Source organism: Trichocoleus sp. ST-U2 (genome assembly GCF_039961875.1).
GTDB lineage: Bacteria > Cyanobacteriota > Cyanobacteriia > Cyanobacteriales > FACHB-T130 > FACHB-T130.
On the sequence record NZ_JAMPJY010000002.1, the window covers coordinates 98,769 to 123,422 of the forward strand.

Here is a 24,654-nt window from a genome sequence, read left to right on the forward strand (position 1 = left end):
TACGCTAGCTTTTAAGGATACTTCTCTCGTTGATTAAAGACGGGTGGTAATTGGAATTGGAGTGATGAGTTTTGAATAAAGCATTTTAAACTCAAAACTCAGAATTAAACACGCGCTACTCTAACAAAACTTTTGATTGATTACCCCTCTTCCCTGCATCAGTACTGCCCACCAAAACTCAAGTTTTTAGGAAAACGGCTATGACTACTACGCTATCTATGCCCAGTTTTCTAGAGTCGAATCTTGGTCAAGAAGCAGAAGACCTTCTGACTCACAAAGCGAAGATTTCTAAAGATTTACTGCATCTGCCAGGGCCTGATTTTGTAGACCGAATTTTTGCTGCTAGCGATCGCAACCCGCAAGTGCTGCGGAGTCTCCAGCAACTGTATTCAACCGGGCGTTTAGCCAATACTGGATATCTTTCCATCCTGCCAGTAGACCAAGGCATCGAACACTCAGCGGGTGCTTCTTTTGCACCCAACCCGATGTATTTCGATCCTGAGAATATCGTCAAACTCGCGATCGCTGCCGGTTGCAATGCCGTTGCTACCACGCTGGGCGTTTTGGGCATGGTTTCTCGCAAGTATGCCCACAAAATCCCCTTCATTCTCAAGATTAACCACAACGAACTGCTCACTTACCCCAATCAATTCGACCAGATAATGTTTGCCTCTATCGAGCAAGCATGGAATTTGGGGGCAACTGCGGTCGGGGCAACGATTTACTTTGGTTCAGATCAATCTACCCGCCAAATTCAGGAAGTCAGCCAAGCTTTTGAACTTGCCCACGAATATGGGATGACAACCATCCTTTGGTGCTATCTCCGGAATAACGCTTTTAAGCAAGACAAAGACTATCACCTGGCAGGGGATCTCACGGCTCAGGCAAATCACTTGGGCGTGACCATTCAAGCAGACATCATTAAACAAAAGCTGCCTGAATGTAACAACGGATATGCTGCGGTTGCCAAAGCCACAGGTCAAAGTTACGGCAAAACCCACGACCGGATTTACACTGACTTGACGACCGACCACCCGATCGATCTCACCCGCTACCAGGTGCTAAATTGCTACTCTGGTCGCGCTGGATTGATTAATTCCGGAGGTGCGTCAGGTAAAAACGACTTTGCCGAAGCAATCCGCACCGCCGTCATTAACAAACGGGCTGGGGGTACTGGATTGATTTCCGGTCGTAAAACCTTCCAGCGTCCGTTTGAGGAAGGAGTGAAGCTATTTAACGCCATCCAAGATGTTTATCTCTCACCAGATGTAACCATTGCTTGAGGGCGGGGTCTGTTTATCCAGATCCATAAGCGCCAAAGCGTGTTTTCAAAGAACCTCTAAGGTACAACGACACTAAAATGGAAAACTTTGTGTTTCCTGAGTGTCTTTGTGCCTTAGTGGTTAATTGTCAGGATGCAGGTAAAAACAAGGAATTCGTTTAAAAAGTAAAAAAAATGCCAACCTGGAGCCTGATTGCAGGCTACTCTGAAAGACTAGAGAGTTACCAAGAGCGAACTGGCAAGTCAGCGCAACGCGATCGCACAAGCTAAGTTACTTTGGCAACGGCTCTCTAAGTTAGTCTCAAGAGTGGGGTAAGGATGAAGCTGGCAGCACGAGTGGAGCAAGTACAGCCTTCTTTAACATTGGCGATCGCAGCTAAAGCCAAGGCGATGAAGGCAGAAGGAATGGATGTTTGTAGTTTGAGTGCTGGGGAACCGGATTTCGATACCCCGACGCATATCAAAGTCGCTGCCCAAAAAGCGCTAGACGAGGGCAAGACCAAGTACGGGCCAGCGGCGGGGGAACCGAAGTTAAGGCAAGCGATCGCTCACAAGCTACAAACTGATAATGGACTCAGCTACATGGCTGAAAATGTCATCGTTACCAACGGTGGCAAACATTCCCTCTATAACCTGCACATGGCGCTGATTGAGGCGGGGGATGAGGTGATTATCCCCGCTCCCTACTGGCTCAGTTATCCGGATATGGTGGTTCTAGCGGGTGGGACTCCGGTGATTGTGCAGACAGATGCCTCCACCGGCTATAAAATTACGCCGGAGCAACTCCGCTCATCTTGTACCGAACGGACGAAGCTCTTTGTCCTCAATTCCCCTTCTAATCCCACCGGCATCGTCTATACGCCAGCAGAGTTGGCAGCATTGGCAGAGGTGGTGGTAGAGAAAGATATTCTGGTTGTCTCCGATGAGATTTACGAAAAGATTATCTATGATGGAGTGCAACAGATTAGTATTGGTTCGCTGGGACAAGAGATTTTTGAGCGCACCCTCATTAGCAATGGGTTTGCAAAAGCCTACTCAATGACGGGTTGGCGAATTGGTTATCTCGCGGGTCCCGTAAAATTGATTAAAACAATGAGTACCATCCAAGGGCACAGCACCTCGAATGTGTGTACTTTTGCACAATTTGGCGCGATCGCTGCCTTGGAAAGTTCTCAAGAGTGCGTGGAACAAATGCGCCTCGCCTTTGCCGAACGGCGACAGGTAATGTTAGAGCGTCTCAACGCCATTTCTGGACTCAGTTGTGCCAAGCCTGACGGTGCTTTCTATTTGTTCATTAATATCGGCAAGACGGGTTTAACTTCTCTAGAATTCTGTGATGCTTTACTAGAATCTCAGCAAGTTGCTGCCATTCCAGGGATTGCTTTTGGTGCCGATGACCACATCCGTTTATCTTACGCGACGGATATGACCTCGATTGAGAAAGGCATGGACAGATTAGATAAGTTTGTGCGATCGCTAGTTTAGTCCAGAGCTGGGGAAAACGATCTCGTCACTCACTAACTGAACAAAATTGGTAAAGTAGCACCCGCGATTCTGAGGGTTTCTGGGATGCTACTTTGCGATCGCTTTGTCTAAAATTTGCCACGAGCAAAATACAAAGAAGCTGCTTTTTGTGATTTGCATCACATAAGTGGAAGATAGCGATCGCATTTATTAAGATTGCTGTCACTCAATCGAGTGCGACTTTAACTCTTATTGATTAGTTTCATCACTCATAAGGTTGATATGCGTCACTTTTTTTGTAGACAGCTATCACTTATCCCAACAGAGATTGCAGTGCATAGTAAGAATTAAGATACAGAATTTCACAAGCGGAGATAAATAAAATGTTAGTAACTTCCAATTTTATATATTCTCACAGCCGTTACTATGGCGATGTAAAACCAGAAAATTTAGTTTTTAATGCAAATCTACAAGAATTTGCTCAAAAAGCAACTTATATCAGTTGTCTGGCAAGCAATGGCAAAATTCCTCTAGAGAAAGCTTTCCAAGACCTTGAAATGCTTTGGAAACAGTTAGAAGATTCAAAAAAGCAGCTAGGTGTAGGGGAACATCCATTCCAAGTAGAAGGAGAAAACACTTAGTTTTAGTATCGGTGAAACTACCTTCACCGATACTACAAGCACAGGCGAGAGCGTTGCGCTGACTTGTCAGTTCTCACTCTTAAAAAACTGCTTTTTTACTTTAGCTTCTCGTAGGCAGCTAAAATAATTCTTTCTGTTTCCTCCCAATTAATACATTTATCTGTTACCGAAACACCGTATTTTAATTCTTCTAATTGGCTAGGAATAGGTTGATTGCCTTCGTACAAATTTGATTCCAGCATCATGCCAACGATAGAAGCATTTCCCTCCAATATTTGTTGAATAACATTTTCAAAAACTGCTGACTGTTTTTTATAGTCTTTATTTGAATTTCCGTGACTACAGTCAATGACAATTTTTGGAGGTAAATTAGCTGCTTTTAATTTTTCCTCCGCAATTTTTACATTTGCAGCATCAAAGTTAGGCTGTTTGGCACCGCCCCGTAAAATAATATGACCGTAAGCATTTCCTTTCGTTTTAAAAATGCTCACCTGTCCCGTTGCATTAATCCCTAGAAAATGGTGAGGTTTTCTAGCTGACTCCAGAGCATTTAAAGCGACTTGAACGCTACCATCAGTACCATTTTTAAAACCTACAGGCATTGAAAGTCCGCTTGCCATTTCGCGGTGAGTTTGCGATTCGGTTGTGCGTGCCCCAATTGCAGACCATGCAATCAATTCGCCAATATATTGTGGGACTATAGGATCGAGAGCTTCTGTAGCAGCAGGTAATCCCAATTCAGTTATTTTGATTAATAAACTCCGTGCAGTTAATAAACCCTTTTCTATGTGGAAAGAATCATCCATATCCGGATCGTTAATTAATCCTTTCCATCCCACAGTAGTCCTTGGTTTTTCAAAATACACTCTCATGATCAGCAGCAGCTTATCGTTCACTCGATCGGAGAGATTTTTTAGCCTATAGGCGTATTCTTCAGCCGACTTTATATCATGGATAGAACAAGGGCCAACTACAATAAATTTTCGACTATCTTTCCCATCTAGGATATCCTCTATTTCATTCCTAAAGTTTAAAACGGTTTTTTCTGCCTCATCTGTTAAAGGTAATTTTGATTTAACTTCATTTGGAGTTAAGAGAATATGCGAATCTTCAATATGAGTGTTGAATAATTGAGTTTCCATCGGGTATAATTCCTGATTTTTGTATACGTTAGGGATTGAAGTCCAAATGTAATGTTATAGACAGGGTGAAAAAATTCATCTAACTTAGATAAAAAAATTAATAAAAACGCTAAACCCTAGCTGCAAGGATTCCCCGAAGCACATCTTAGGGAAGCGATCGCTACCTGGATGCACCCTCACCAAGCTGAGAGCGATCGCTTCCCTGAATCTCTCCGGGTTGCTAAACCATCTATTTCAGCAACGGCAACTCCTCATCGATTTCCGCGATTTTTGCTGAGATGCTTGGAGTGCTAGCCCTCTCAGGTAGTTTTTCATGTGTTTTAAATCAACGAGTTTATCTTGTGTAGATTTCCTGTTTTGCCCTTACCAAGGGATACCTTTCAGCAACCACTGTTGTTTTTCGAGGCATAAGGCACAGATAGAATCCTCGATCTCTAGTAAAGTCGGTAATATCATTTCGTTTGTCCTGCCAATTTTATTATATTCAATCGCGCTCCGGCGCTCGTGGCACTCTCATCATGCAAATATAAGAAAGCGCGATCGCCCTACATACTGATAACCTAGCTTCTATTCCCTCTAGTTTTTCGTACTCAATATTTATGTATAAAAAAACTCACGGTGTTATTGCTGCTGGACATCAAAAAACAGCCGAAGCTGGAATTGAGATGCTCCAATTAGGGGGGAACGCATTTGATGCGGCGGCGGCTGCAATCCTAGCCTCTTGCGTTACCGAAACTGCGCTGACATCTGCGGGGGGTGGTGGGTTTCTTTTAGCCCATACTCAGGATAATCAAAATATTTTGTTCGACTTCTTTTCTCAAACGCCACAACAGAAAAAAAGTCAGGAACAGCTTAATTTTTATCCAGTTGCAATTAATTTTGGCGATGCAGTCCAAGAGTTCCATATTGGGCTTGGTTCAATGGCTGTTCCTGGAAACCTCAAGGGCGTTTTTCACGTTCATCAGAAATTAGGGAGATTACCTTTTAATGTGGTTGCTGAACCGGCAATCCGTTATGCAAAAACGGGTGTCGAACTAAACGATTTTACTTATTACTGTTTGACAATCCTCAGCCCTATGCTGCTTGGCTCTAAAGAGATGCAGCAGGTTTTTGCCCCAGAGGGGAAACTTGTTCAGCCTGGAGGAACAGTCTTGATGAGTGATTTTGCTGATACGTTAACTTATTTATCTGAAAGTGGAATTAGAGAATTTTACGAGGGTGACATTGCCCAACGCTTAGTCAACGATTGCCAAGATTATGGAGGTTACTTAACCTTAGAAGACCTTAAGAATTATCGAGTAATTGAGAGAAAGCCGCTGGTGATGAATTACCGGGGGAACACCTTCTTAACAAATCCTCCACCCAGTTCTGGAGGCATTCTGATTGCTTTTGCTTTAGAACTGCTTTCAAAAGTTGATTTAACTAATATAGAGTTTGGCAGTTCTCGCCATTTAGAAATATTAGCTCATGTGATGCGCCTAACCAATGAAGCCAGAACGGATAGATATGACGCTTATACTCATACAGAAGAGATTGCCCAAACTTTTTTATCATCTGAACATTTGGCTATTTATGAAGGTCAATTACCTGAAGTTGTCAATAAATGGGGAAGCACTACTCATATCAGTGTGGTTGATAGCGAAGGTAATGCGGCGAGTGTTACCACTTCCAACGGAGAGGGTTCTTCTTATGTGATTCCGGGAACTGGGATTATGCTGAATAATATGCTAGGAGAAGCTGATTTAAATCCGCATGGATTTCATAACTGGGAAGAAAATACGCGGATTTCTTCAATGATGGCTCCGACTATTGTACTTAAGAATAATCAACCAGAGATTGTTTTAGGTTCTGGTGGCTCGAATCGAATTAGAACTGCAATTTTACAAGTTATTTCTAATATTATTGATTTTAAAATGGACGTTGATGCAGCAGTAAATCATCCTCGCGTTCATTGGGAAAGTGATATTTTTAATCTTGAACCCGGCTTTAGCGAAGAAGAACTTAAAAATCTGATGCTTCCAGGTAGTAATGAATTGATTTTTTGGAAACAGAAGAATATGTTTTTTGGTGGCGTTCATAGTGTCATGGAAAATTCGGAAGGATTAATAACCGGCGCTGGCGATCGCCGTAGAAGTGGAGTCATCGCCACCTGCTAAAATTGCCTCTATCGCCACATTTCAAACCCGTGCAATCCTTCTGGCGTTTCGTACTCAACCGCTACCGCTTTCACCACAGCAGCGGGTGGCCCTTTGTGACACCATTGAATTACCTCTTCAACATCTGCCTCGCTTCCTTCAAAAACAGCTTCTACACGCCCATCGGGGAGATTCCGTACCCAACCGTTGACGCCTAACTGGATCGCTTCATCCAACGTTGAGAACCGAAAACCAACTCCCTGAACGGTTCCTGAAACGATTACGTAGGCGCGGATTTGCCCCGTCGGGGGTGATGAATTCTGCATCTATTTTTTCCTGTCTACGACAGCTTTTTAGCTCGAAAGTATTGCCTGGGTTCATTTTAAGCAGGAATGGCGTCAGCTATTGAGCTAACGCCATTTAATTCTTTAGCAGATTGTGTGGATGGTTAATCTAACCCGACCATTTTAATCGTCGTCATCATCGTCATGGTGTTTGCGGCGATGGCTGTGCTTATGTTCGTCATCATCGTCGTCATCATCATCGCGATGTTCACTACGATATCTATCTTTGCGATCGTCATCATCGTCATCATCATTTCCGTCACGATACCTATCGCGATCGCGGTATTCCCGATCTTCATTGCGATCGCGGTACTCCCGATCTTCATTGCGATCGCTATACTCCCGATCTTCATTGCGATCGCTATATTCCCGCTCTCGATCGCGGTACTCTCGATCTTCATTGCGATCGCGGTACTCCTGATCTCGATCGCCTCCTTCCCTATTCAAACCCGGTATGTTTCTGAACATATCGCCGATTCCCATAATGTCCCTCCAAAGTTAAGTTGAGAATTTCATTTATTAAAGCTGTCGTAATTCTAGAAGTTTGTCACAGGAATTTGGTCAATATCTCTTCCAACAGGTAGAGCTTCTCATCCAGAAGAAGCTTCGCAAACTTGCTTAACAATATGTTTTTCAACACCAAGGGTGCAAAGGTTTACGCAGACATACCCAGAGTTTAAACTTTCCTGTATGTACTTCTTGTGCTACCTTTTTTCTTTAGATGATTTTTTATTGTATTGGCAATTTTTGCCCTTTATAAGAAAGCTTTATAAAGTCTTATCGTCAATGACACTGAAACATTACTGAACTTAACGAAAAAGCTATCGGTAGTATAATTTTATCTTCAAAAAATATCTATCTGAGGAAATATTTTTAATGGTTAACGTATATATGAGTAATGTGCCAGTTATCGCAGGGCTATTTGAGCTTTCCGTAGATGCGATCGCGCTTACGCCCAGCCTGGGAATTGTCTCTCGCTTAATTACAGCCGCCTCTACAACTCCTGATGCCAAAGCGTGCCTATATTCTGCTGCTTTGGTACTGATATATACCTTAATTTCACTACCTATTGGATTCAAATTTGGTTTTTTAAAACTTGATGTAGAAACATCCTGGGAAATTATTATCGGTGTAATGGCGCGTTGTCTGTTGTCTCCCGCCATATCTGAAGAGTTATTTTTTCGGATCTTACTACTTCCTCACCCTACAGAAAAAGCTACCCCTACTACTCTATGGCTTTGGGGAGGTATTAGTTTAGCAATGTTTATCATCTACCATCCGCTAAATGCCGTAACTTTCTATCCCGATGGACTCCGAACTTTTTTTAATCCAGTTTTTCTATTCTTGGCAGCACTTCTAGGTGTTATTTGTACTCTTGCCTATTTTCAAAGTGGCTCTCTATGGATGCCCGTGGCAATTCATTGGCTAATTGTGGTGGTTTGGCTACTTCTATTGGGAGGATATAAAACCTTAAACTCGTAACATTTTTGTCTTGAATGTTTATCAAAATTCTTCAAGCAGTATGTAGATTTGATGGGCGATTGTTTATAATAATGCTCGTTAATATTGGCTAATTTATCCGAAATTTTAAAATTGTTTATTCCTGGCAATCTTTAAATTATTATTGCTAGTATCTAGATTGTAATAAGGTTTTTGTGGCATAATAAAACTGATAGGGAAGAACTGGTTATTAATAATAGTATTGAAAATTTATATTACTTAAGTCAATCTAAAGCGTGCCAACGTTTATTCAGTAAAATCTAATCCTAATTTAGATAAAGTATAGATAAAAAAATGGGTATAAAACCTTGACATAAGGCATTTTTTCAGCGTGGCGCTAGAACAAGCCTCAAACTTTTGCTCTTTTGCACAGTCTCCGGAAATTTAGCCTGACTGCGGTAGTCTAGTTAGGCTTGTCGTAGCTTAAAACAGAAGCTAAAGGGTGTTCTGCTTGGAATATAAGGTATCGCTATATGAAACAGTAGGAGAGATTCGATGACGCTGCAAGGCTCCCGTGTAGATAGGCGTACAATTCGCCAGTCAATTGCGAAAAGTCTAGCAAAAATCATTCAACTGCTAAATAAACAGACAATTCTGGTCTTGACACTCCTATTGTGTGCTGGAGTAGCGGGAGCTTTGTGGAATATGTCCCATCTCTCGTCAAACCTAATTCAATCACAAGCACTTCAGAATGCAGCCTTGTATGCCCAAGCGATAGAGGAAGCACGCACTCTCTACAGCTCCGAGATCCTGAAGCGGATAGAAGCAGTTCCTGAAATCACCATTACCGACAACTACACTGCTCTAGAAAAGGCAATTCCCGTACCAGCGACATTCTTGATAGAACTCAGTCACCGCCTCGTTCAAAAAAACCCTGGGATGTCAGTCCGACTTTATAGTGAGTATCCCTTTCGCCAGCGGCAAGCGACAGGTGGCCCCAAAGACAATTTTGAGTGGGAAGCGCTTCGCGCCTTGAGGCAACATCCCGATCGACCCTTTGTTCGCTTGGAGAAGTTTCAAGGGCGTTTGTCATTGCGATATGCACAAGCCGATCTCATGAAGGCTAGCTGCGTTGCTTGCCACAATACTCACCCGGATAGCCCTAAAAAAGACTGGAAAGTAGGGGATGTTCGAGGGATTTTGGAAATCTCCAGTCCTCTGGATGAGTTCATGGCAAAAACTCATGCAGGACTGCGAGGAACTTTCGTAATGTTAGCGCTCCTATCTCTATTGGGGCTGTTAGGAATTGCTCTGGTGATCGGCAGGCTGCGCCAAACTTCCAAGGAGCTAGAGTTGCGCGTCATCGAACGCACGGCGCAATTGCGAGAGTCAAATCAGCAACTGACGGTAGAACAGGAGAAGTCTGACAACTTGTTACTTAATATCTTGCCAGAGCCGATTGCCAGACAACTCAAAGACGGGCAAAGTAACATTGCCGATGGATTTGCTGAAGTGACGATTTTATTTGCCGATCTGGTTAACTTTACTCAGCTTTCAGAAAAGATATCACCGAAAGAACTTGTCTGGTTGCTGAACGAAATTTTCTCCGGGTTCGATCGCCTCACCGAACGGCATAACTTGGAGAAAATCAAGACAATTGGCGATGCCTACATGGTGGTAGGAGGTCTTCCCGAACCCCGACCCGATCATGCAGAAGCGATCGCCCAAATGGCAATCGATATGCAAAAAGAAATTGACCAATTCAACGCCAAACATCACCAAACACTCAGTATCCGCATTGGCATTAATACTGGCCCGGTAGTTGCTGGAGTTATCGGCACTAAAAAGTTCATCTATGACCTGTGGGGGGATACCGTGAACATCGCCAGCCGGATGGAATCCCACGGATTGCCAGGTGAAATTCAAGTAACGGCTACAACTTACGAATACTTACAGAATCGATATGCGTTGGAGCAGAGAGGCTCGATTCATGTCAAAGGCAAAGGAGAAATGGAAACTTACCTTCTAAAAGGGAGAAAGCGTGAGGTTTCCCTTACTTAAAGACTTGCCTTTTTTTGAATCACCGCTTGCCGAAATCCCAGCACAATCAAAATATTAGAAAGCGTCAGAAAAACCTCTGCCCCACCGTGCAGCAAATCGACATTCGCTAAGGACTCACCATAGGTAACTTTGGCATAAATTCCAATCGGAATCGTGACGCCGACAAAAACCAAGGTCATGTAGAAACCAATCAAGGCTAAACGCGGCATCTGCCCGCTTCGCGTCAGAAACCAGAGAAAGCCTAAATAGGGGAATAGAGAGAGTGCAAAAAGGGTTTCTTTAGACATTACCGTGATTTTGGAGAGATAATTGGCGCATCGTCTTTTTGATTAGCCACGGGTGATGAACGCCAAATCCACCAAGCAGCCGCCAAAAGGGTGAAGTTACCCAGCAAAGTCATCGCCGCCTGAAGCGTCACCAGCCATTCTAAGGATTTTGGGTTGTCAAAATAGTGCCAAGTGCAGGCACACATGGCACTGACTAATGCCGGTAGCATGGCAAAGGATAATCCCCACCAAGCCCGATTGCGAGTCACTTCGCCGTAGATCCAGATCAACCAAATGGCGGCAATCCACTCGATGACGCTGGAAACGTGAATAATCCAGGTAGGAATTGAGAGTGCGTGCATAAAGAAGTTTTTGAGGGTTGAGGTTGAAGTTTTGAATTAGAAGTCTTAACTCAACCCGTGCTAAGCACCGCTTCGCTAACATCATTCAAAACTCATCACTCTTTTTCTTATAGTACCGCTCAGTTTTGCTGGTAAAGTTTGAGCATGGGAATTCGAGCGGTTTTGTGCGGATATTATGGGCAGGGCAATGCAGGCGATGAGGCATTGCTGGCATCGCTGCTGCAAATGTTACCGCCTTATGTGACGCCGATCGTGCTTTCTGCGAACCCTAAAAAGACGCGCGATCGCTATGGCGTAGAAAGTTGCTCGCGCAAAGCTTTTTTCCCAGTGCAGCAAGCACTCCGTAAATCGGATGTTTTCATCTGGGGCGGTGGGAGTCTGATGCAAGACGCCACCAGTGCCCTAAGTCCCCTCTACTACGCGGGATTGATGGGATTAGCCCAGAAGCGGGGCTTAAAAACCATTGCTTGGGCGCAGGGAATTGGCCCTTTGAACCGCAATTCGACTCGCTGGATAACGCGAAAAGCGATCGCGGGTTGCCATGCCGTCAGCGTGCGCGATCGCGCCTCTGCTGCCCTGCTGATGGATTGGAAAATCCCCTATATCCAAGCCCCAGACCCGGTTTGGGCGTTAGACGCGAAGCCGGTGAAGGGACTGTGGGATTTACCAGCACCCAGAGTCGCCGTCACCTTGCGATCGCATCCCCAACTGACTCCCGCCCGACTTGATAACTTAACTCGCGCCTTGATTGACTTTCAAAAAGCTACTCAGACCTGCATTTTACTGGTGCCATTTCAAGCAAGTCAGGATCTAGCGATCGCTCAGTCAATTCAACCGCAATTACCCGGTGCCAGTCATATTTTTTCTCTCAAAGACCCTAGAGAATTGAAAGGATTATTCCAAGGCGTCGAAATGGCAATCGGGATGCGCTACCACAGCTTAATTATGGCGGCGGCACAAGAATGTCGCTGTTTTGCCCTCAGCTACGACCCCAAAGTTAGCTTGCTGATGGAAGAACTCAATATGCCAGGGTGGGACTTAACTCAATTGCCTGACGACCCCAACTTAATTAGTCAAACTTGGTTAGAACACTACGTCAACGGCGACCCACTCTCACCCCATCAAATACAATCTTTAGTCGATCGGGCACTGATGCATCGGGATTTGTTGAGTGATGCTTTAGGGGCAAAATAGTCCTGTCGGAGCGCAACGCCTTCTGCCCTAAGTTTGAAAAGTATTATTGTGGGGCTAACCTTTGCCAATCGCGTGCCAACATCCCGTAAACAACCAAATCTACAAAATGGTCGTATAACCAACAAGCTTGGCGAAGCGTTCCTTCATTGGTAAATCCTAGTTTCTCTGGAATCGCTCGACTTTTAGAGTTCTCCACGGCAGCGCGAATTTCAACTCGGTTCAGCTTCAACTCAACCAGAGTATGATTTACCAAAGTGCGACACGATTTAATCATTATCCCGCGTCCTTGGAAATTCTCGCCCAGCCAATACCCAATGCTAGTGGCCCGATTTTCCCAATCAATTTCGTGACATCCAATTGCTCCTGCCATTTTGCCCTGATACCAAATGCCAGCATGAAATCCATTATTGGCGGCAAATTGTTTCAATGCAGCCTCAATGAAAAACTTGTTATCTTCAGGACTTTTCGAGCCATCAACCCAGGGAAGCCATTCCCGTAGGGAGGTGCGACAAGAATCAACCAAAGCATAAACTTCTTGTGAGTGTCGCACCTCAAGCAATTTGAGTTCGATTTCCTCGGCGATGCGAAATTTGAAAATGGTAGAGTGACTCCGAGAGCGTCGTGGAATAATCTTAATTAGAATTATTGCAATCTAGGCGCTTTCTAAAGCTGTGAATTGATCGAGCGACAGCCAGTCCATTTCAAGCACCCATGACCTTCTCTTAAATCAGAGCAATGAGTGAAGCTGACACCCCCCAAGAAGCTAACCAGTCCCAGTCCTTCCCCGAATCAACCGATCCTCCCATAGACGAGCCTGTACAGAATGAAACAGATTCTAACCTCCATCTTGTACAGGAGACAGCACCAGCACAAGACGAGATCCTAGAAGTAATAGAAGTCGTCAGCTTAGTTCATCGCCCACCCGCGCTAGTGGACGATGAGGTGGGTGCCGCAAAGACAACTGATGATGGGGATGGGGTGCATCGGGAAAAGTCTGAGCCGCAGTCATCGCCAGCAGAGGCGGGAAATTTGTTTCCACTGTTGGCGGAGATGCGTCAGCGCAATCGGGACTTAGTCAGCCGAGTGAATCACCTAGAGAAGGCACTGGGGGATTGTCAGGAGGCGTTGCAATTGCAAAGACAGCGATCGCAAGCTCAAGAAAATATCCTCACCTCTACAACCCAGGAACTCAACGGGACACAAGAACAAGTCACCCGGATGTTCCGAGAACTAGAATCGTCTCATCAAGCTGCCCAGCGCCAACAAATCTTAATTGAAACCGTAACAGAACAGCTGGAAAACAGCCAAGAACGCATCGCCCAGCTAGAACGGGAATGTGCCTTCACCCAGCAACGCTATAACGAACAATCTCACGCGCTGTTGCAAAGCGAAAATACAATCCGCGAACTCCGTACCCGTTTGCAACGCCAGCAGCGCCAAACCCTGCAATTCAAGTCGGCGCTAGAAAAGTGTCTGGAAATGCCTCCCCCCACCCAAATCGAACCAGATACCAGAGCTTCTCCCACTTGGGCGCATCGCCATCTTAAAAACGCCCACGATTCTCAATCTCTCCTCCCCAAAGCGCCGCCGATTCAACCTTGGTCAGCGCAACCGGCATTCCAGGAAGACCCCGCCCAGAATGAGGAAGATTGGGAGATTTCAGTACCATCTCCGGCTTATGCACCGATTACAGAGGCAACTGCCTTCGTTTCGAGGGAATGGGAACCGTTAGAAGAAATACCCGCCTCTGAGAGCCTCGAAGCCACCGATGAAGAGGAGATATGGCAATGGGGAATGCTAGGCTCAGACTCCGATCCGCTCATGGATGATTTTCTCATGCCCCCTGAGCTGGAAATTTCTGATAACGACGATTTCAGCGATGAATTAGCGATCGCTTCTACCCAGGAAAGTATCGCGATTGAGAACGAACTGGAAGACCTGCTGCTGGCTGTCAGTTTCGAGCCAGATGAGAACGATGAAGCTGGAACGATCTATGCCCTAGAAAATACCGAATCAGCTTCTCCTTCCTCGTACATCTTTGAGCCTTCTGAACCAGAGGCAATCTGGTCAGAAGATGCGAGTGGAGACAATGCTGAGCAAGAAGAGGAGGTAATATCCCGCAGAGAATTTCCGGCTGCTGTGCCCACCCAGCGCCCTGATGCCATCCCCTCCCAACCAAACTGGCCTTCCCCTCTGCTTTATCCGACACGTCCCCCGAAAGGGCGGAAATCCTTGGCGTCGATAGAATTGCCAACGTTTCCCAGAAAAACTGGCGCGTAGAAATTAAAAATCAGGACTTACGCATTGAAAGCTTGAAATCTAGATCCCCCTAGCCCCCTTAAAAAAGGGGGCTTTTCCGGTTCCCCCTTTTTAAGGGAGTGGCAAGGGGGATCTCGGCGTAAGTCCTAAAAATACAAAATTAAACATTGTTCTTTTTAATTTTGCATTTTTAATTTTTAATCGCGACCCGCTCTGATGACGTTTGCCTCTGCTCTTTCCGCGTAGAAAGCTGATGGTTCTTTTGAGGACGCCCCATCCCAGCAGTGAGGGCATAGCTCTGAGCCAGCAGCCATAACCACAAAGCAGGATAGTGTTCTTCTAGTGAAGGTTGTAGACGCCGGAGGGCACCCGGAAACCAACCCCCCAGCAACCAAACAACTAGGGCATGAAGTGTAAAGCTGAAATAGCTGCCCAGCCAGCGGAAGATATCTTTAGCACCGGCGAGTTGCCAAATCCATAACAGCAAAGCTGGATTGATCCAAGCGGCTTTTAGCGCCAGTCGATTGAAGGTTAGCCAATTCACTCGGTCTTTAATAAACGTGTCTGCCACCTCTGGGGGTTCTGTCGCCAAAAGCCCGAAAAAGGTATTCAGCATCGAGTTAATTCGCTGCGGCGGTAAGTAGGTGCCGGTGGGAACCATCATGCCTTTAGAAAATAACCAGGTAACGGAGACGTTGCTTTGATAAGCGCGAATCTGATTTAAGTGATGGGCTTGGAGCAAGTCATGTTTGAGGGCGGTATCGAGAAGGTTGGTTAAACGGGAGAGATTGCGAACCAGGGAACCAAAGCCGGTAAAAACGAGGGGAGATTGGAGAGAGGCGGCATCGCCAATGCTAATAAGCCGATCGAAAGCAACCGTGCGATCGCGACTTCCAACACTAAAGTGACCCGGAATATACCCAAATGTCGGTTTTTTCCACACCAGCTTCTCCATATCGCAGCGGCGATACTCCGGCAAAATGTTGAAAAAATCTTCATACATTTCTAATAACGAGCCGGGGTTATCGGGATGCACTTGATGATAGTGGAATAAGTAGAAGGTCACTTCTTCACCTTCAGCGGGGAATAACTCCCAAATCAGCTGCCGTCCCCGCGAAATATCGCCGTGACTGTTCAGCACATCCCCGTATTGGGCATCCCACACCCCCGGCTCAAACCCGCTGGCAATCACAGCCCCAACGGTTGGGCAAACACTATCAAAAGTGCGACCCCCATTCAACTGCCACGCAATCGGCGAAGCAGTGCCCATCGCATCTACTAGCAGGCGTCCGCTAGCTTGGCGCTGAGCTTGGCTGGGCAGATGTTTCGCTTGCACGGTAACTTGCGATCGCTCAATATCCGCTCGGATAAACTCCGTCTCATCCCAAATTTCCCCGCCCGCTTTGGTGAGTTTTTCCCCACACAGACGCAGTAGTTTCTCGGCGTCCAATCCCACATTCAGCACCGTTGGGGTATGCAATACCTGTGCTTTTAGCTTGGGTGGATTATTGGCATCAAAGAATTTGTGAAACCCATCTACATACTCCGCGGCAATAATGCTTTCAAATTCCGCCGGGGTAAATAAGCCTAAATCAATCAAGCTTTGAAATTCATCGCGGGAAATGTTCCACTCCCGGTTCATGCGCCCGAAAGGGAGCCGTTCCAGTAATAGCACCCGGTAGCCGAGTTGAGCCATGACAGCAGCGTGGATGACGCCCAAGGCACCACCTACATAAATCAGGTCGTAGGAAGAGGACTGAGGGGAGAGGACTGAGGGGAGAGGACTGAGGACTGAGGGCTGAGGGCTGAGGGCTGAGGGCGCTTCGCCTTCCCGAAGGATGGACTGAGAGGGGAGGGAGGAAGAGTCAGTGAAGGCTTCATCTCCCTTTTGATTCCTGATTTCCCTGTCTCTTCGGAAGATAACCTGCGCTGGCTGTTTCGGATTGCGAACGCTCTCGCGCCAACGTTTCTCCCACCAATAGACGCGATTCAGGTCATATTCCCCGTTCGGCATTTTTTGAAAGAAGCGGACGGTTTCCGGGTAATCGTGAGCCAAAGCTTCAAAGATAGATTGCTTTGACAAATCAATCGCCGGTGGTTCTGGATATTGTTGGGGAAACCGGCTTCTCAGATTCGAGGTAAGTTGTTTCAGGATCTCTCTTTCACCGGGGATAGCCTGCTGTGCCCAACGGAAGACCTTCAGATACGTGGTTCGCTGCACCGACCAAATAAAAATTGAGAGTTCGGGTTGCGGAATCGCGGGATTTTGGGTTGTATCCGTTTTTTTAAGACTCTCAGGATTGGGAAATTGCAGTCTGATACCGTCAGGCGTGAACATTTTCTCCCCTGCTCCTGGATCGTACTCTTGTTGCAACCAGGCGCGGACGGCGGCTATATCCGGGGTAGGAACTTCTAAGTAAAGTATTTCTCTCATATTGGCGATCTGCATTAGGGAACCTATTCCTGAGAAAGACAGAGTGAACCGGGGTCAAAGTGCGCTAAACTTCCGGATACGAATTGCTTAGAATCGATTAAAAAACTTTACACAATTCTCATTTTCTTAATGTACAGGGGTGCAACTGTTGGACGGGCGGGGAACCGCTCACGACGAAAGCCCTGAGCGATGAATCCTTTAAACCCGCCCATAGACTATGACCTACGCCATGAATTATCCCATCCCAGCCAGTCCTCAAGAAATTGTCGCCTTGCGGCAAAAGCCCGTTGATGAAGAATTAGTGGCAGCAGCGATCGCTGGAGTCGTTCAAATTGCCCGTCAAGAGGGGCAGTCTTTAGACGAATTAACCGCTCAAGTGCTAGAAGAAGATAGTCTGCTGGATCAGGCACAAAGACACTGGCTTAGCGACATCGTTGCCCAAGCTTGGGCTAGCCTCTAGCAAATTAGAACCGCCAGATCATGCGCGAAATTGCCAAGCGAGTTATCTCCGTGTTGCCGCAGTGGTGGCGATCGCACATATTGCCCTTGTTATTTACGATTCCAGCAGCGGGTCTATTCGTTGCTGCCCTAGGGCTGTGGGGATTTGCCCAAATTGCTGACGAAGTTTTAGACAAAGAAACCCAAGCCATTGATACGGCAATTCTAGTGGTTATCAGAAGCCTGCACGCGCCGCTGCTCGATCGGCTAATGCTGGGATTCACATTTGTGGGAGAACCCACGGTGTTGCTGGTCATTTGCTTGGGCTTCGGGATTTGGCTGTACCGAGACGGTCGGCGAGGGCAAGCCATAACACTTGCGATCGCTGGAGTGGGTGCGGTTGGCTTAAACTATTTACTCAAAGTGGTATTTGGTCGCGCCCGTCCGGCGCTTTGGGATCGGGTCATTGATGTGGGTCAATACAGCTTTCCTAGCGGTCATGCGATGATTTCAATGGTTGTTTACGGCGCACTTGGCTATTTACTGGTCAAGCAGTTGAGTAAATGGCATATAGCGATCGCTAGCGGGACACTGCTATTGGTTACGGGTATTGGTCTGAGTCGGCTTTATCTTGGCGTCCATTGGCCTACGGATGTCGTCGCTGGCTATGCAGCAGGGATTGTGTGGTTGATGACCTGTATCCTCAGCCTAGAAATTTGGCAAGAATATTACAAGCCAGCCCCTCAAAAAACGCCCATCCCTAACGAAGAAGAATCCAATATCGCTAACCGCAGATAAGGGAAAACACAGCTCAATCAGGGTGTATAGGAATGAAATTAATGAGCAGTACAGTCTCTGATATCGCAGTAAAAACTATCAACGGTGAAGATAAGCAACTTTCCGAGTACGGCGGAAAGGTCCTTTTAATCGTGAATGTCGCTTCCCAGTGCGGCTACACGCCTCAGTACAAAGGATTAGAGCAGTTAAACCAAAAGTACCAGGATCAGGGATTGCGCGTTCTAGGATTCCCTTGCAACGACTTTGGAGCGCAAGAACCCGGTAGCAATGAAGAGATTGTGAATTTCTGCACGACCAACTACGGCGTCAGCTTTGAGATGTTTGACAAAGTTCATGCCAAAGGTCAAGAACAGCATCCGCTGTATGCTCGGCTTACCAGTGCAGTACAGCCTACGGGAAATGTTTCTTGGAACTTTGAGAAGTTCTTAGTCAGTAAGCAAGGTGAAGTCGTGGATCGATTTAATAGCAGTGTGAAGCCAGATTCAGCAGAATTGATTGCAGCGATTGAGCGGGAATTAGCCCAGTAAGTCAAGGAATTTATGTCTGTCCAGAATTTGTCAAACTTAACCGTTCAAGAAGCACATAAAATCCTCAAAGTTTTCGACTGCTTAAGGATAGATTCCAGTGAAGATGCACCGGATAAAGATTCAATTCGCCAAGCGCTACTTTTGGTAAGTGAGCTTTCTGATAACCAAATACTAGGGGTTTGTGCCGATACAACAGAGCAAGGGATTAAAGCTTTAAAAACCTATGCAATGGCTTTAGGTTATGAAGTCAATAAAGATTTAGCACCGATTGATGGCTCTGTTTATATTAAATTTAACCCCAAGACTAACTTGTGTTATCTCAATCCGTACATAGGAGAACATCGTGGAGTTTTGGTGTCCTGCCAGTCTGCGAATGAAGACGGAATTAACGAGATGTACGGTCATTTACCTTTAGATTTATTTACATCGAAATTTTCATGAACGTTGCAATCATCGGCTGTGGTTATGTGGGTAAGACAATTGCCCAATATTGGCGTCAGGAGTTAGGATTTACTGTCACCGCAACCACAACTTCTCCCGAACGAATTTCAGAATTAGAAGCAGTTGGCCAACGAGTCGTCCTTACAAAAGGTGATGATTTGGCAGGTCTACAATCGGTGCTGGAAAATCAGGATACTGTACTGCTGAGTATTGGAGCAAAAAATGCCGATGTTTATGAAGAAACTTATTTAAAAACTGCCCATAGCTTAGTCTCAGCCTTAAAACAAACTCCTTCAGTACGACAGCTAATCTATACGGGGAGTTATGCTGTCTACGGGGATAAAAATGGGGAATGGGTGGATGAAGAATCACCCGTTGCACCGGCTAATAAGAATGGTCAAATTCTCTGCGATACCGAGCAAGTATTGCTATCAGCATCCACTGAAAATCTAGGCGTTTGCATTCTCCGTTTAGGCGGGATTCATGGGCCAGGTCGTGAATTATCCAAAATATTCAGTCGAGTTGTTGGTACAACTCGCCCAGGAAATGGCGAAGACCCAACAAATTGGATTCACCTAAATGACATTGTTGCTACTATCGAGTTTGCCCGCAAGCACAAATTCCAAGGAATTTATAATTTAGTAGATGATGCACATTTGACTTATCGAGAACTTCTTGACCGCGTGTGCAAGCAACATAATCTACCCAATGTTTCTTGGGATGCATCCCAGAAAAGTGTTCGACCTTATAATGCGCGAGTGTCAACTCAGAAGCTAAAAGCAGCCGGGTTTCAATTGAGTCATCCGGAAACGATATAGCAATCTTATTGGAGTTATGAGAGGCCATCGATTTAGATTCCCGACTTCTTAGAGAAGTCGGGAATCTCGGCTTCACTGTATGCAAATTTCCAACTTTCCCGTTTAAAGTAGGCTAGGGGATTTAAGCTTGTACAATTTGCCCTTTGATTCCTAAACTTCTTTGAAAAGGAGAACAAGAAAAAGGTAATTGTTAAATTTTAAATATTATGAAATACGCACAATAAACCCTGAACGATGAGTTTTGTATGCTTACCGAATCTTCTCGAATGCAGGCGGTGCAGTCGCCAATTATTCCCGTTGTTGGGGAATTGATTCGTAGCTGTCCGGGAACGATTTCCTTGGGACAAGGCGTTGCTTATTATAGTCCGCCGCCAGAAGCGATCGCGCAACTGTCCCATTTCCTGGCAGATCCAGAGAATCACAAGTACAAACCCGTACAAGGTATCTCGCCGTTGCTGGAGGCGATCGCTCAAAAATTAAAATTTGAGAACGCGATTGACATGAATGCTGAGAACTGCATTGTAGTCACGGCTGGCAGTAACATGGCGTTCGTGAATGTGGTGTTAGCGATCGCAAATCCCGGCGACGAGATTATTCTTCAAACGCCTTATTACTTCAACCAAGAGATGGCAATTACGATGGTGGGTTGTCGTCCGGTTCTGGTCGCGACGGATGAGAATTATCAACTCCGTCCGGAGGCGATTCGGCAAGCAATTACCGAAAAAACGCGGGCAGTTGTCACAATTTCACCTAATAATCCCACGGGAGCCGTGTATTCGGAAGCAGCATTACGCGAAGTGAATCAAATTTGTCGCGATCGCGGCATCTATCACATCAGCGATGAAGCCTATGAATATTTTACTTACAACGGCGTGCAGCATTTTTCCCCAGCAGCGATTCCAAACAGCCACCCCCATACAATTTCCCTCTTCTCGCTGTCTAAAGCTTACGGTTTCGCATCCTGGCGCATCGGGTATATGGTGATGCCGAAACACCTCCTCATCGCCGTCAAGAAGATTCAGGATACGATTTTGATTTGTCCCCCGGTGATTTCCCAGTATGCCGCATTCGGGGCATTACAAGCGGGAGTAGGCTACTGCAAGGAAAAGCTAGAAGCGATCGCCTCTGTGCGAGAAATTGTCCTCAACGAATGCGATCGCATCCAACATTTATGCACCATTCCCCCAGCAGATGGAGCTTTTTATTTTCTGCTGAGAGTCCATACAAAATTACCTGCAATGGACTTGGTAGAAAGACTGATCCGCGAACATGGTGTCGCGGTTATTCCAGGTACAACCTTTGGCATGGAAGACGGGTGTTATCTGCGCGTTGCCTATGGTGCCCTGCAAAAAGAAACCGCAGCCGAGGGGATTGGGCGATTCGTGAGGGGTTTGTCAGCGATTTTAAGCGCATAATCGTCAAGGGGGCATTTAGCGAAGAATTACACCTTTTTGCCATGAATTGCAAGGAATATTGACGGAAAGCATGAATAGCCAAGAAAAATCCTCTTTAATTATCGGCTGCTGGCAACTCGACGATCGCAGTTGGAAACGAATTCCAGAAACCGATATTGCCCGTGCTTTGGATATTTACTTAGCGCTGGGTACTACTCATTTTGATACCGCAGACATCTACGGACGCAGCGAAAGTGTTCTCGGTCGCTTGCTCAAAGGAAGCGACTGCACCATTTTGACCAAAGCCGTCTTTTTCGACAATATTCCGAATCCAACACAAATTCGCAGCAAAATTGAGAATTCTCTCCGCAATTTGCAGCGCGATACTCTCGATTGCGTACAAATCCACTGGCACAATCCAGGATTAGATTTTGCCTCTACTTTTACTACGTTCGCAGAACTTTTAGAACAAGGTAAGATTCGCAAACTTGGCGTTACTAATTTCAACACGCCGATGCTGGGAAAAGCTTTGCAATACGCCACAATCAGCACTCATCAAGTTCAATACAGCTTAATTGACCGACGAGTAGAAAACTCAATGCAAAGTCTATGTCTCCAGCATAATATTGCTTTGTTGCCCTACGGTCCTCTAGCAGGCGGCTTCTTGTCAGATAAGTTCCGGGGTGTTGCATCACCCCCAAGCGAAGGCTCTCACGCTCGTGGCTTCTACTACAACAGTATGATCCGCGCTCACGGCGGCTGGCAACTTGTCCTAGAGATGCTAGACACGTTGGCACAGGTGGCAAAAAAATATGAGAAAACAATTTCTCAGGTAGCTTTAAACTGGGTTAAACAACAGCCTAGTGTAGCTGCTGTCATCTCAGGCTTTACTCAAGATCGTCAGCAGATTCACAAGAATGTAGAAGCTTTGAGTTTCCAATTGGACAAGGACGATCTGCAATTGCTTTCAGAGCGTTCATCTACCCTATTCAAGCAGCCGGGAGATATTTATTCTTACGAGCGATAGATGAGCTGAGCTTTGCTAGGAGGCACTGTTAAGTTAACTCGAAATTTAGCTCGTCAAACCGAAAAATGAGCAGAGTGCATCCCATTTTTCTAAAAATAAGCTTACAGGCTGAAACCTGCTCTTGTCAGGCTTCATTGTATAGCTGCGATTTTAGCTATCAGGCGTTTTTACTCTAATTGGGATGCTCCTAACCTTAATTGCTTTCTGGATAACTATGCAACCCTTATCTTCAACTCAAAATTCACCAACTGAAACTGAAACCGTAACTCCTACGCAGTTTTACACTTGGAAAAACTATCGCTGCGCCTACGAGTTTCATACTGCAATTAATCCGAATACAAATGACGGGACTCCCCTACTATTGATTCATCCCATTGGGGTAGGATTATCCCGAAAATTTTGGCAGCGATTCTGTCGAGAATGGTATGAAGCGGGTCGCCGGAATCCAATTTATAATCCAGACTTACTGGGATGTGGTGAGAGCGATATGCCTCATGTGGCTTATAGTCCTCTTGATTGGGCACAGCAATTGCAACATTTTTTGCAGACTGTAGTAAAAAAACCTGTGATTGTAGTGGTTCAAGGGGCTTTGCTGCCGGTAGCAATTGAGTTAGTTCGTCTAGAAACGAATTCTAATTTTATTCGAGGCTTGGTGCTGGCTGGCCCTCCCGCTTTGACATTGCTTGCTAAACCTAGAGAAAATTGGCGGCAAAAACTTACCTGGAATCTGTTAGACTCTCCTTTTGGGAGTGCCTTTTATCGCTATGCGCGGCGCGAACAGTTCTTACGTTCTTTCTCAACTAAACAACTCTTTGAAAAGGCTGATTCAGTCGATCGGGAGTGGCTGGAAACGCTGGAGAAAGGTGCGACAGATCCAGAGACTCGCCATGCTGTTTTTTCCTTTCTAGCAGGGTTTTGGCGGCAAGATTATCAAGACGCGATCGCATCTATCTCTCAACCCACTCTAGTAGTCGTCGGCGACACGGCATCCAGCATTAGTCAAGCTGGCAAAGGCGAAACTCCCGATGAACGCTTGGCTGACTATCAGAAGTCTTTACCTAATGCTGAGGGTATCAAAATGTTAGGTCGTAATGTTCTACCCTATGAGTCAACAGTTGAATTCGTCAATGTAGTTACCAATTTTGTCACTAAACATTCTTAATTAATTACATCAGAGGATGCTATCTAATGTCCGATGCAATAACGTCTGAAATAAGCGATCGCATTTGCGCTCACATGAACGACGATCATGCTGATGCTGTCGTTCTTTACGCCCAAACTTATGGTAATTCTCCCGATGCTGCAAAGGCAGAAATGGTTTCAGTAGATCCAGAAGGTATGAATCTCATGGCACAAGTCAAAGGTTCGGATGTGCCGATACGCATTCACTTCGATCATATTCTCAAAGATGCCGAAGATGCTCACCATACGCTCATTGCAATGGTGAAACAAGCGCGTTCTCATTCAAAATAGTACCAAAAAGAACGTTGAGTAGGGTGGGCATTGTCCACCTTACTTTTATGCTCGTAAAATTTAAACTTGTTGATTAATCTGTGACTTATCTAGTCCCTCTTTTATCCAGGTAATGCACTCTTGTTCAGTTCCAAATATTTTTGGCGCGGCAACATTATTTAAGTTATCAGATTTATAATGATCGTAAAAATATTTACTTGCTAATTGATAAACAATAATCAAATTATCTTGATAAATGTATCTATTTTTAAAATAATCGTTTTGGCTAACAACATCTGAATTCTCATCTAGATGTTCTTTGGCTGCCTCAATAATCCTATCAATGCAACTTGAATAAATACCAGCCGGATTTTCCAATTTATGAAATCTACCTTTATGCCCTAATTCAGAAAGTAAAGTATAGGAGTAAATATTTTGACCATCCGCCATTCCAAAAACAAATGGGATGATCAGATATCCTTTATGAGAGACTGAGTTTTCGTAGAGTAACCGGCTCATTTTTATCCTCCGTACTAGCTATTTCACCCTTCATTTCTTCAAAACGGTGTGTTCTTTCTCAAAAGAACGGCATCCTTCGGCTTTTTCATATACGTCAGCGCGATCGCACTCAATAATCTTCCCTGTAAATACTTTTGTAGCGGCAAGTTTAACCAAATTTTCACCTAAAAACATGGCAACAAAACAATCTGTATCTTTAGTTAAAACTGACTGAAT

The 24,654-nt window shown here is 45.4% G+C and carries 26 protein-coding genes; 17 read left to right on the top strand and 9 right to left on the bottom strand.

Going from position 1 to position 24,654, the window contains the following annotated elements; all coding sequences use genetic code 11:
* Positions 1-200 precede the first annotated feature (200 nt).
* From NC996_RS01740 to NC996_RS01750, 3 genes are all read left to right on the top strand, one after another.
* Positions 201-1,283, top strand: coding sequence for a class I fructose-bisphosphate aldolase (locus NC996_RS01740; RefSeq protein ID WP_190685618.1), 1,083 nt, complete (start codon positions 201-203; stop codon positions 1,281-1,283).
* Between the two features lie 317 nt (positions 1,284-1,600).
* Positions 1,601-2,767 (top strand): pyridoxal phosphate-dependent aminotransferase, encoded by a 1,167-nt coding sequence (locus tag NC996_RS01745; protein ID WP_190672469.1) that lies wholly within the window; start codon positions 1,601-1,603, stop codon positions 2,765-2,767.
* Positions 2,768-3,129: 362 nt separating this feature from the next.
* On the top strand, positions 3,130-3,387 hold the full coding sequence (locus NC996_RS01750) for a hypothetical protein (RefSeq protein WP_190534874.1): 258 nt from the start codon (positions 3,130-3,132) through the stop codon (positions 3,385-3,387).
* Between the two features lie 95 nt (positions 3,388-3,482).
* Here NC996_RS01750 and NC996_RS01755 read toward each other — a convergent pair whose 3' ends face one another.
* Complete coding sequence (locus tag NC996_RS01755) at positions 3,483-4,529, bottom strand: 3-deoxy-7-phosphoheptulonate synthase (protein WP_190534871.1); 1,047 nt, start codon at positions 4,527-4,529, stop codon at positions 3,483-3,485.
* Positions 4,530-5,128: 599 nt separating this feature from the next.
* Between NC996_RS01755 and ggt the strand changes: the two genes are divergently transcribed.
* Positions 5,129-6,685 carry a gamma-glutamyltransferase gene (gene ggt, locus NC996_RS01760; RefSeq protein ID WP_190685623.1) on the top strand — a complete coding sequence of 519 codons (1,557 nt, stop codon included), beginning with the start codon at positions 5,129-5,131 and terminating at the stop codon, positions 6,683-6,685.
* An 8-nt stretch (positions 6,686-6,693) separates the two neighbouring features.
* Here ggt and NC996_RS01765 read toward each other — a convergent pair whose 3' ends face one another.
* Positions 6,694-6,990, bottom strand: a complete 297-nt coding sequence (locus NC996_RS01765; RefSeq protein WP_190685626.1) for an acylphosphatase — start codon at positions 6,988-6,990, stop codon at positions 6,694-6,696.
* A gap of 141 nt (positions 6,991-7,131) precedes the next feature.
* Entirely contained in the window at positions 7,132-7,476 is a 345-nt protein-coding gene (locus NC996_RS01770) for a hypothetical protein (RefSeq protein ID WP_190685628.1), read from the bottom strand.
* A gap of 408 nt (positions 7,477-7,884) precedes the next feature.
* On the opposite strand from NC996_RS01770, the gene NC996_RS01775 reads away from it, so the two are divergent.
* Together NC996_RS01775 and NC996_RS01780 are read left to right on the top strand one after the other, a co-directional pair.
* Complete coding sequence (locus NC996_RS01775; protein ID WP_242037536.1) at positions 7,885-8,490, top strand: CPBP family glutamic-type intramembrane protease; 606 nt, start codon at positions 7,885-7,887, stop codon at positions 8,488-8,490.
* Between the two features lie 513 nt (positions 8,491-9,003).
* Entirely contained in the window at positions 9,004-10,509 is a 1,506-nt protein-coding gene (locus NC996_RS01780; protein ID WP_190439279.1) for an adenylate/guanylate cyclase domain-containing protein, read from the top strand.
* On the opposite strand, the gene NC996_RS01785 is transcribed toward NC996_RS01780, so the two are convergent.
* Both NC996_RS01785 and NC996_RS01790 read right to left on the bottom strand, forming a co-directional pair.
* The gene (locus NC996_RS01785) at positions 10,506-10,796 is read right to left on the bottom strand and encodes a DUF3593 domain-containing protein (protein WP_190685632.1); all 291 of its coding nucleotides are present in this window, start codon (positions 10,794-10,796) and stop codon (positions 10,506-10,508) included. The genes NC996_RS01780 and NC996_RS01785 overlap by 4 nt on opposite strands.
* Positions 10,796-11,137 carry a DUF2499 domain-containing protein gene (locus tag NC996_RS01790; protein ID WP_190530260.1) on the bottom strand — a complete coding sequence of 114 codons (342 nt, stop codon included), beginning with the start codon at positions 11,135-11,137 and terminating at the stop codon, positions 10,796-10,798. The genes NC996_RS01785 and NC996_RS01790 overlap by 1 nt, the downstream gene beginning before the upstream one ends.
* Before the next feature lie 144 nt (positions 11,138-11,281).
* On the opposite strand from NC996_RS01790, the gene csaB reads away from it, so the two are divergent.
* Positions 11,282-12,331: a polysaccharide pyruvyl transferase CsaB gene (gene csaB / locus NC996_RS01795; protein ID WP_190685636.1), complete on the top strand. Its 1,050-nt coding sequence runs from the start codon at positions 11,282-11,284 to the stop codon at positions 12,329-12,331.
* 43 nt (positions 12,332-12,374) lie between these two features.
* On the opposite strand, the gene NC996_RS01800 is transcribed toward csaB, so the two are convergent.
* Complete coding sequence (locus tag NC996_RS01800) at positions 12,375-12,929, bottom strand: GNAT family N-acetyltransferase (protein ID WP_190685872.1); 555 nt, start codon at positions 12,927-12,929, stop codon at positions 12,375-12,377.
* Between the two features lie 137 nt (positions 12,930-13,066).
* Here NC996_RS01800 and NC996_RS01805 point away from each other — a divergent pair, with 137 nt between their 5' ends.
* Positions 13,067-14,611 (top strand): hypothetical protein, encoded by a 1,545-nt coding sequence (locus NC996_RS01805; protein ID WP_190685639.1) that lies wholly within the window; start codon positions 13,067-13,069, stop codon positions 14,609-14,611.
* 169 nt (positions 14,612-14,780) lie between these two features.
* On the opposite strand, the gene NC996_RS01810 is transcribed toward NC996_RS01805, so the two are convergent.
* The gene (locus NC996_RS01810) at positions 14,781-17,024 is read right to left on the bottom strand and encodes a flavin-dependent dehydrogenase (RefSeq protein ID WP_190685643.1); all 2,244 of its coding nucleotides are present in this window, start codon (positions 17,022-17,024) and stop codon (positions 14,781-14,783) included.
* 229 nt (positions 17,025-17,253) lie between these two features.
* Here NC996_RS01810 and NC996_RS01815 point away from each other — a divergent pair, with 229 nt between their 5' ends.
* The 9 genes from NC996_RS01815 to NC996_RS01855 all read left to right on the top strand — a co-directional run bounded on the left by NC996_RS01815 (position 17,254) and on the right by NC996_RS01855 (position 23,940).
* Positions 17,254-17,484, top strand: a complete 231-nt coding sequence (locus NC996_RS01815; RefSeq protein WP_190429539.1) for a hypothetical protein — start codon at positions 17,254-17,256, stop codon at positions 17,482-17,484.
* Between the two features lie 20 nt (positions 17,485-17,504).
* A complete protein-coding gene (locus NC996_RS01820; RefSeq protein WP_190685646.1) occupies positions 17,505-18,260 on the top strand; it encodes a phosphatase PAP2 family protein in 756 nt (251 codons plus the stop codon).
* A gap of 41 nt (positions 18,261-18,301) precedes the next feature.
* The gene (locus NC996_RS01825) at positions 18,302-18,787 is read left to right on the top strand and encodes a glutathione peroxidase (protein ID WP_190685875.1); all 486 of its coding nucleotides are present in this window, start codon (positions 18,302-18,304) and stop codon (positions 18,785-18,787) included.
* Between the two features lie 12 nt (positions 18,788-18,799).
* Complete coding sequence (locus NC996_RS01830; protein WP_190429536.1) at positions 18,800-19,228, top strand: DUF1824 family protein; 429 nt, start codon at positions 18,800-18,802, stop codon at positions 19,226-19,228.
* Complete coding sequence (locus NC996_RS01835; protein WP_190685648.1) at positions 19,225-20,046, top strand: SDR family oxidoreductase; 822 nt, start codon at positions 19,225-19,227, stop codon at positions 20,044-20,046. The genes NC996_RS01830 and NC996_RS01835 overlap by 4 nt, the downstream gene beginning before the upstream one ends.
* 245 nt (positions 20,047-20,291) lie before the next feature.
* Positions 20,292-21,461: a pyridoxal phosphate-dependent aminotransferase gene (locus NC996_RS01840; protein WP_190533518.1), complete on the top strand. Its 1,170-nt coding sequence runs from the start codon at positions 20,292-20,294 to the stop codon at positions 21,459-21,461.
* A gap of 70 nt (positions 21,462-21,531) precedes the next feature.
* Positions 21,532-22,467, top strand: coding sequence for an aldo/keto reductase (locus NC996_RS01845; protein WP_190533515.1), 936 nt, complete (start codon positions 21,532-21,534; stop codon positions 22,465-22,467).
* 214 nt (positions 22,468-22,681) lie between these two features.
* Positions 22,682-23,629, top strand: coding sequence for an alpha/beta hydrolase (locus NC996_RS01850; RefSeq protein ID WP_190685651.1), 948 nt, complete (start codon positions 22,682-22,684; stop codon positions 23,627-23,629).
* A gap of 26 nt (positions 23,630-23,655) precedes the next feature.
* Complete coding sequence (locus NC996_RS01855) at positions 23,656-23,940, top strand: DUF2470 domain-containing protein (RefSeq protein ID WP_190410617.1); 285 nt, start codon at positions 23,656-23,658, stop codon at positions 23,938-23,940.
* 60 nt (positions 23,941-24,000) lie between these two features.
* Here NC996_RS01855 and NC996_RS01860 read toward each other — a convergent pair whose 3' ends face one another.
* Together NC996_RS01860 and NC996_RS01865 are read right to left on the bottom strand one after the other, a co-directional pair.
* Positions 24,001-24,438, bottom strand: a complete 438-nt coding sequence (locus NC996_RS01860; protein WP_190685654.1) for a hypothetical protein — start codon at positions 24,436-24,438, stop codon at positions 24,001-24,003.
* 30 nt (positions 24,439-24,468) lie between these two features.
* Complete coding sequence (locus NC996_RS01865; protein ID WP_190685656.1) at positions 24,469-24,612, bottom strand: hypothetical protein; 144 nt, start codon at positions 24,610-24,612, stop codon at positions 24,469-24,471.
* Between the last annotated feature and the right edge of the window lie 42 nt (positions 24,613-24,654).

Bases quoted from the DNA above. Each gene is read 5' to 3' on its own strand.
- NC996_RS01815 (WP_190429539.1), top strand. From the start codon at position 17,254: ATGAATTATCCCATCCCAGCCAGTCCTCAAGAAATTGTCGCCTTGCGG.
- NC996_RS01780 (WP_190439279.1), top strand. From the start codon at position 9,004: ATGACGCTGCAAGGCTCCCGTGTAGATAGGCGTACAATTCGCCAGTCA.
- NC996_RS01860 (WP_190685654.1), bottom strand. From the start codon at position 24,438: ATGAGCCGGTTACTCTACGAAAACTCAGTCTCTCATAAAGGATATCTG.
- NC996_RS01765 (WP_190685626.1), bottom strand. From the start codon at position 6,990: ATGCAGAATTCATCACCCCCGACGGGGCAAATCCGCGCCTACGTAATC.
- NC996_RS01755 (WP_190534871.1), bottom strand. From the start codon at position 4,529: ATGGAAACTCAATTATTCAACACTCATATTGAAGATTCGCATATTCTC.
- NC996_RS01865 (WP_190685656.1), bottom strand. From the start codon at position 24,612: ATGTTTTTAGGTGAAAATTTGGTTAAACTTGCCGCTACAAAAGTATTT.
- NC996_RS01745 (WP_190672469.1), top strand. From the start codon at position 1,601: ATGAAGCTGGCAGCACGAGTGGAGCAAGTACAGCCTTCTTTAACATTG.
- NC996_RS01825 (WP_190685875.1), top strand. From the start codon at position 18,302: ATGAGCAGTACAGTCTCTGATATCGCAGTAAAAACTATCAACGGTGAA.
- NC996_RS01850 (WP_190685651.1), top strand. From the start codon at position 22,682: ATGCAACCCTTATCTTCAACTCAAAATTCACCAACTGAAACTGAAACC.
- NC996_RS01775 (WP_242037536.1), top strand. From the start codon at position 7,885: ATGGTTAACGTATATATGAGTAATGTGCCAGTTATCGCAGGGCTATTT.
- NC996_RS01810 (WP_190685643.1), bottom strand. From the start codon at position 17,024: ATGAGAGAAATACTTTACTTAGAAGTTCCTACCCCGGATATAGCCGCC.
- NC996_RS01785 (WP_190685632.1), bottom strand. From the start codon at position 10,796: ATGTCTAAAGAAACCCTTTTTGCACTCTCTCTATTCCCCTATTTAGGC.
- NC996_RS01840 (WP_190533518.1), top strand. From the start codon at position 20,292: ATGCTTACCGAATCTTCTCGAATGCAGGCGGTGCAGTCGCCAATTATT.
- csaB (WP_190685636.1), top strand. From the start codon at position 11,282: ATGGGAATTCGAGCGGTTTTGTGCGGATATTATGGGCAGGGCAATGCA.
- NC996_RS01770 (WP_190685628.1), bottom strand. From the start codon at position 7,476: ATGTTCAGAAACATACCGGGTTTGAATAGGGAAGGAGGCGATCGAGAT.
- NC996_RS01805 (WP_190685639.1), top strand. From the start codon at position 13,067: ATGAGTGAAGCTGACACCCCCCAAGAAGCTAACCAGTCCCAGTCCTTC.
- ggt (WP_190685623.1), top strand. From the start codon at position 5,129: ATGTATAAAAAAACTCACGGTGTTATTGCTGCTGGACATCAAAAAACA.
- NC996_RS01835 (WP_190685648.1), top strand. From the start codon at position 19,225: ATGAACGTTGCAATCATCGGCTGTGGTTATGTGGGTAAGACAATTGCC.
- NC996_RS01820 (WP_190685646.1), top strand. From the start codon at position 17,505: ATGCGCGAAATTGCCAAGCGAGTTATCTCCGTGTTGCCGCAGTGGTGG.
- NC996_RS01845 (WP_190533515.1), top strand. From the start codon at position 21,532: ATGAATAGCCAAGAAAAATCCTCTTTAATTATCGGCTGCTGGCAACTC.
- NC996_RS01855 (WP_190410617.1), top strand. From the start codon at position 23,656: ATGTCCGATGCAATAACGTCTGAAATAAGCGATCGCATTTGCGCTCAC.
- NC996_RS01790 (WP_190530260.1), bottom strand. From the start codon at position 11,137: ATGCACGCACTCTCAATTCCTACCTGGATTATTCACGTTTCCAGCGTC.
- NC996_RS01830 (WP_190429536.1), top strand. From the start codon at position 18,800: ATGTCTGTCCAGAATTTGTCAAACTTAACCGTTCAAGAAGCACATAAA.
- NC996_RS01750 (WP_190534874.1), top strand. From the start codon at position 3,130: ATGTTAGTAACTTCCAATTTTATATATTCTCACAGCCGTTACTATGGC.
- NC996_RS01740 (WP_190685618.1), top strand. From the start codon at position 201: ATGACTACTACGCTATCTATGCCCAGTTTTCTAGAGTCGAATCTTGGT.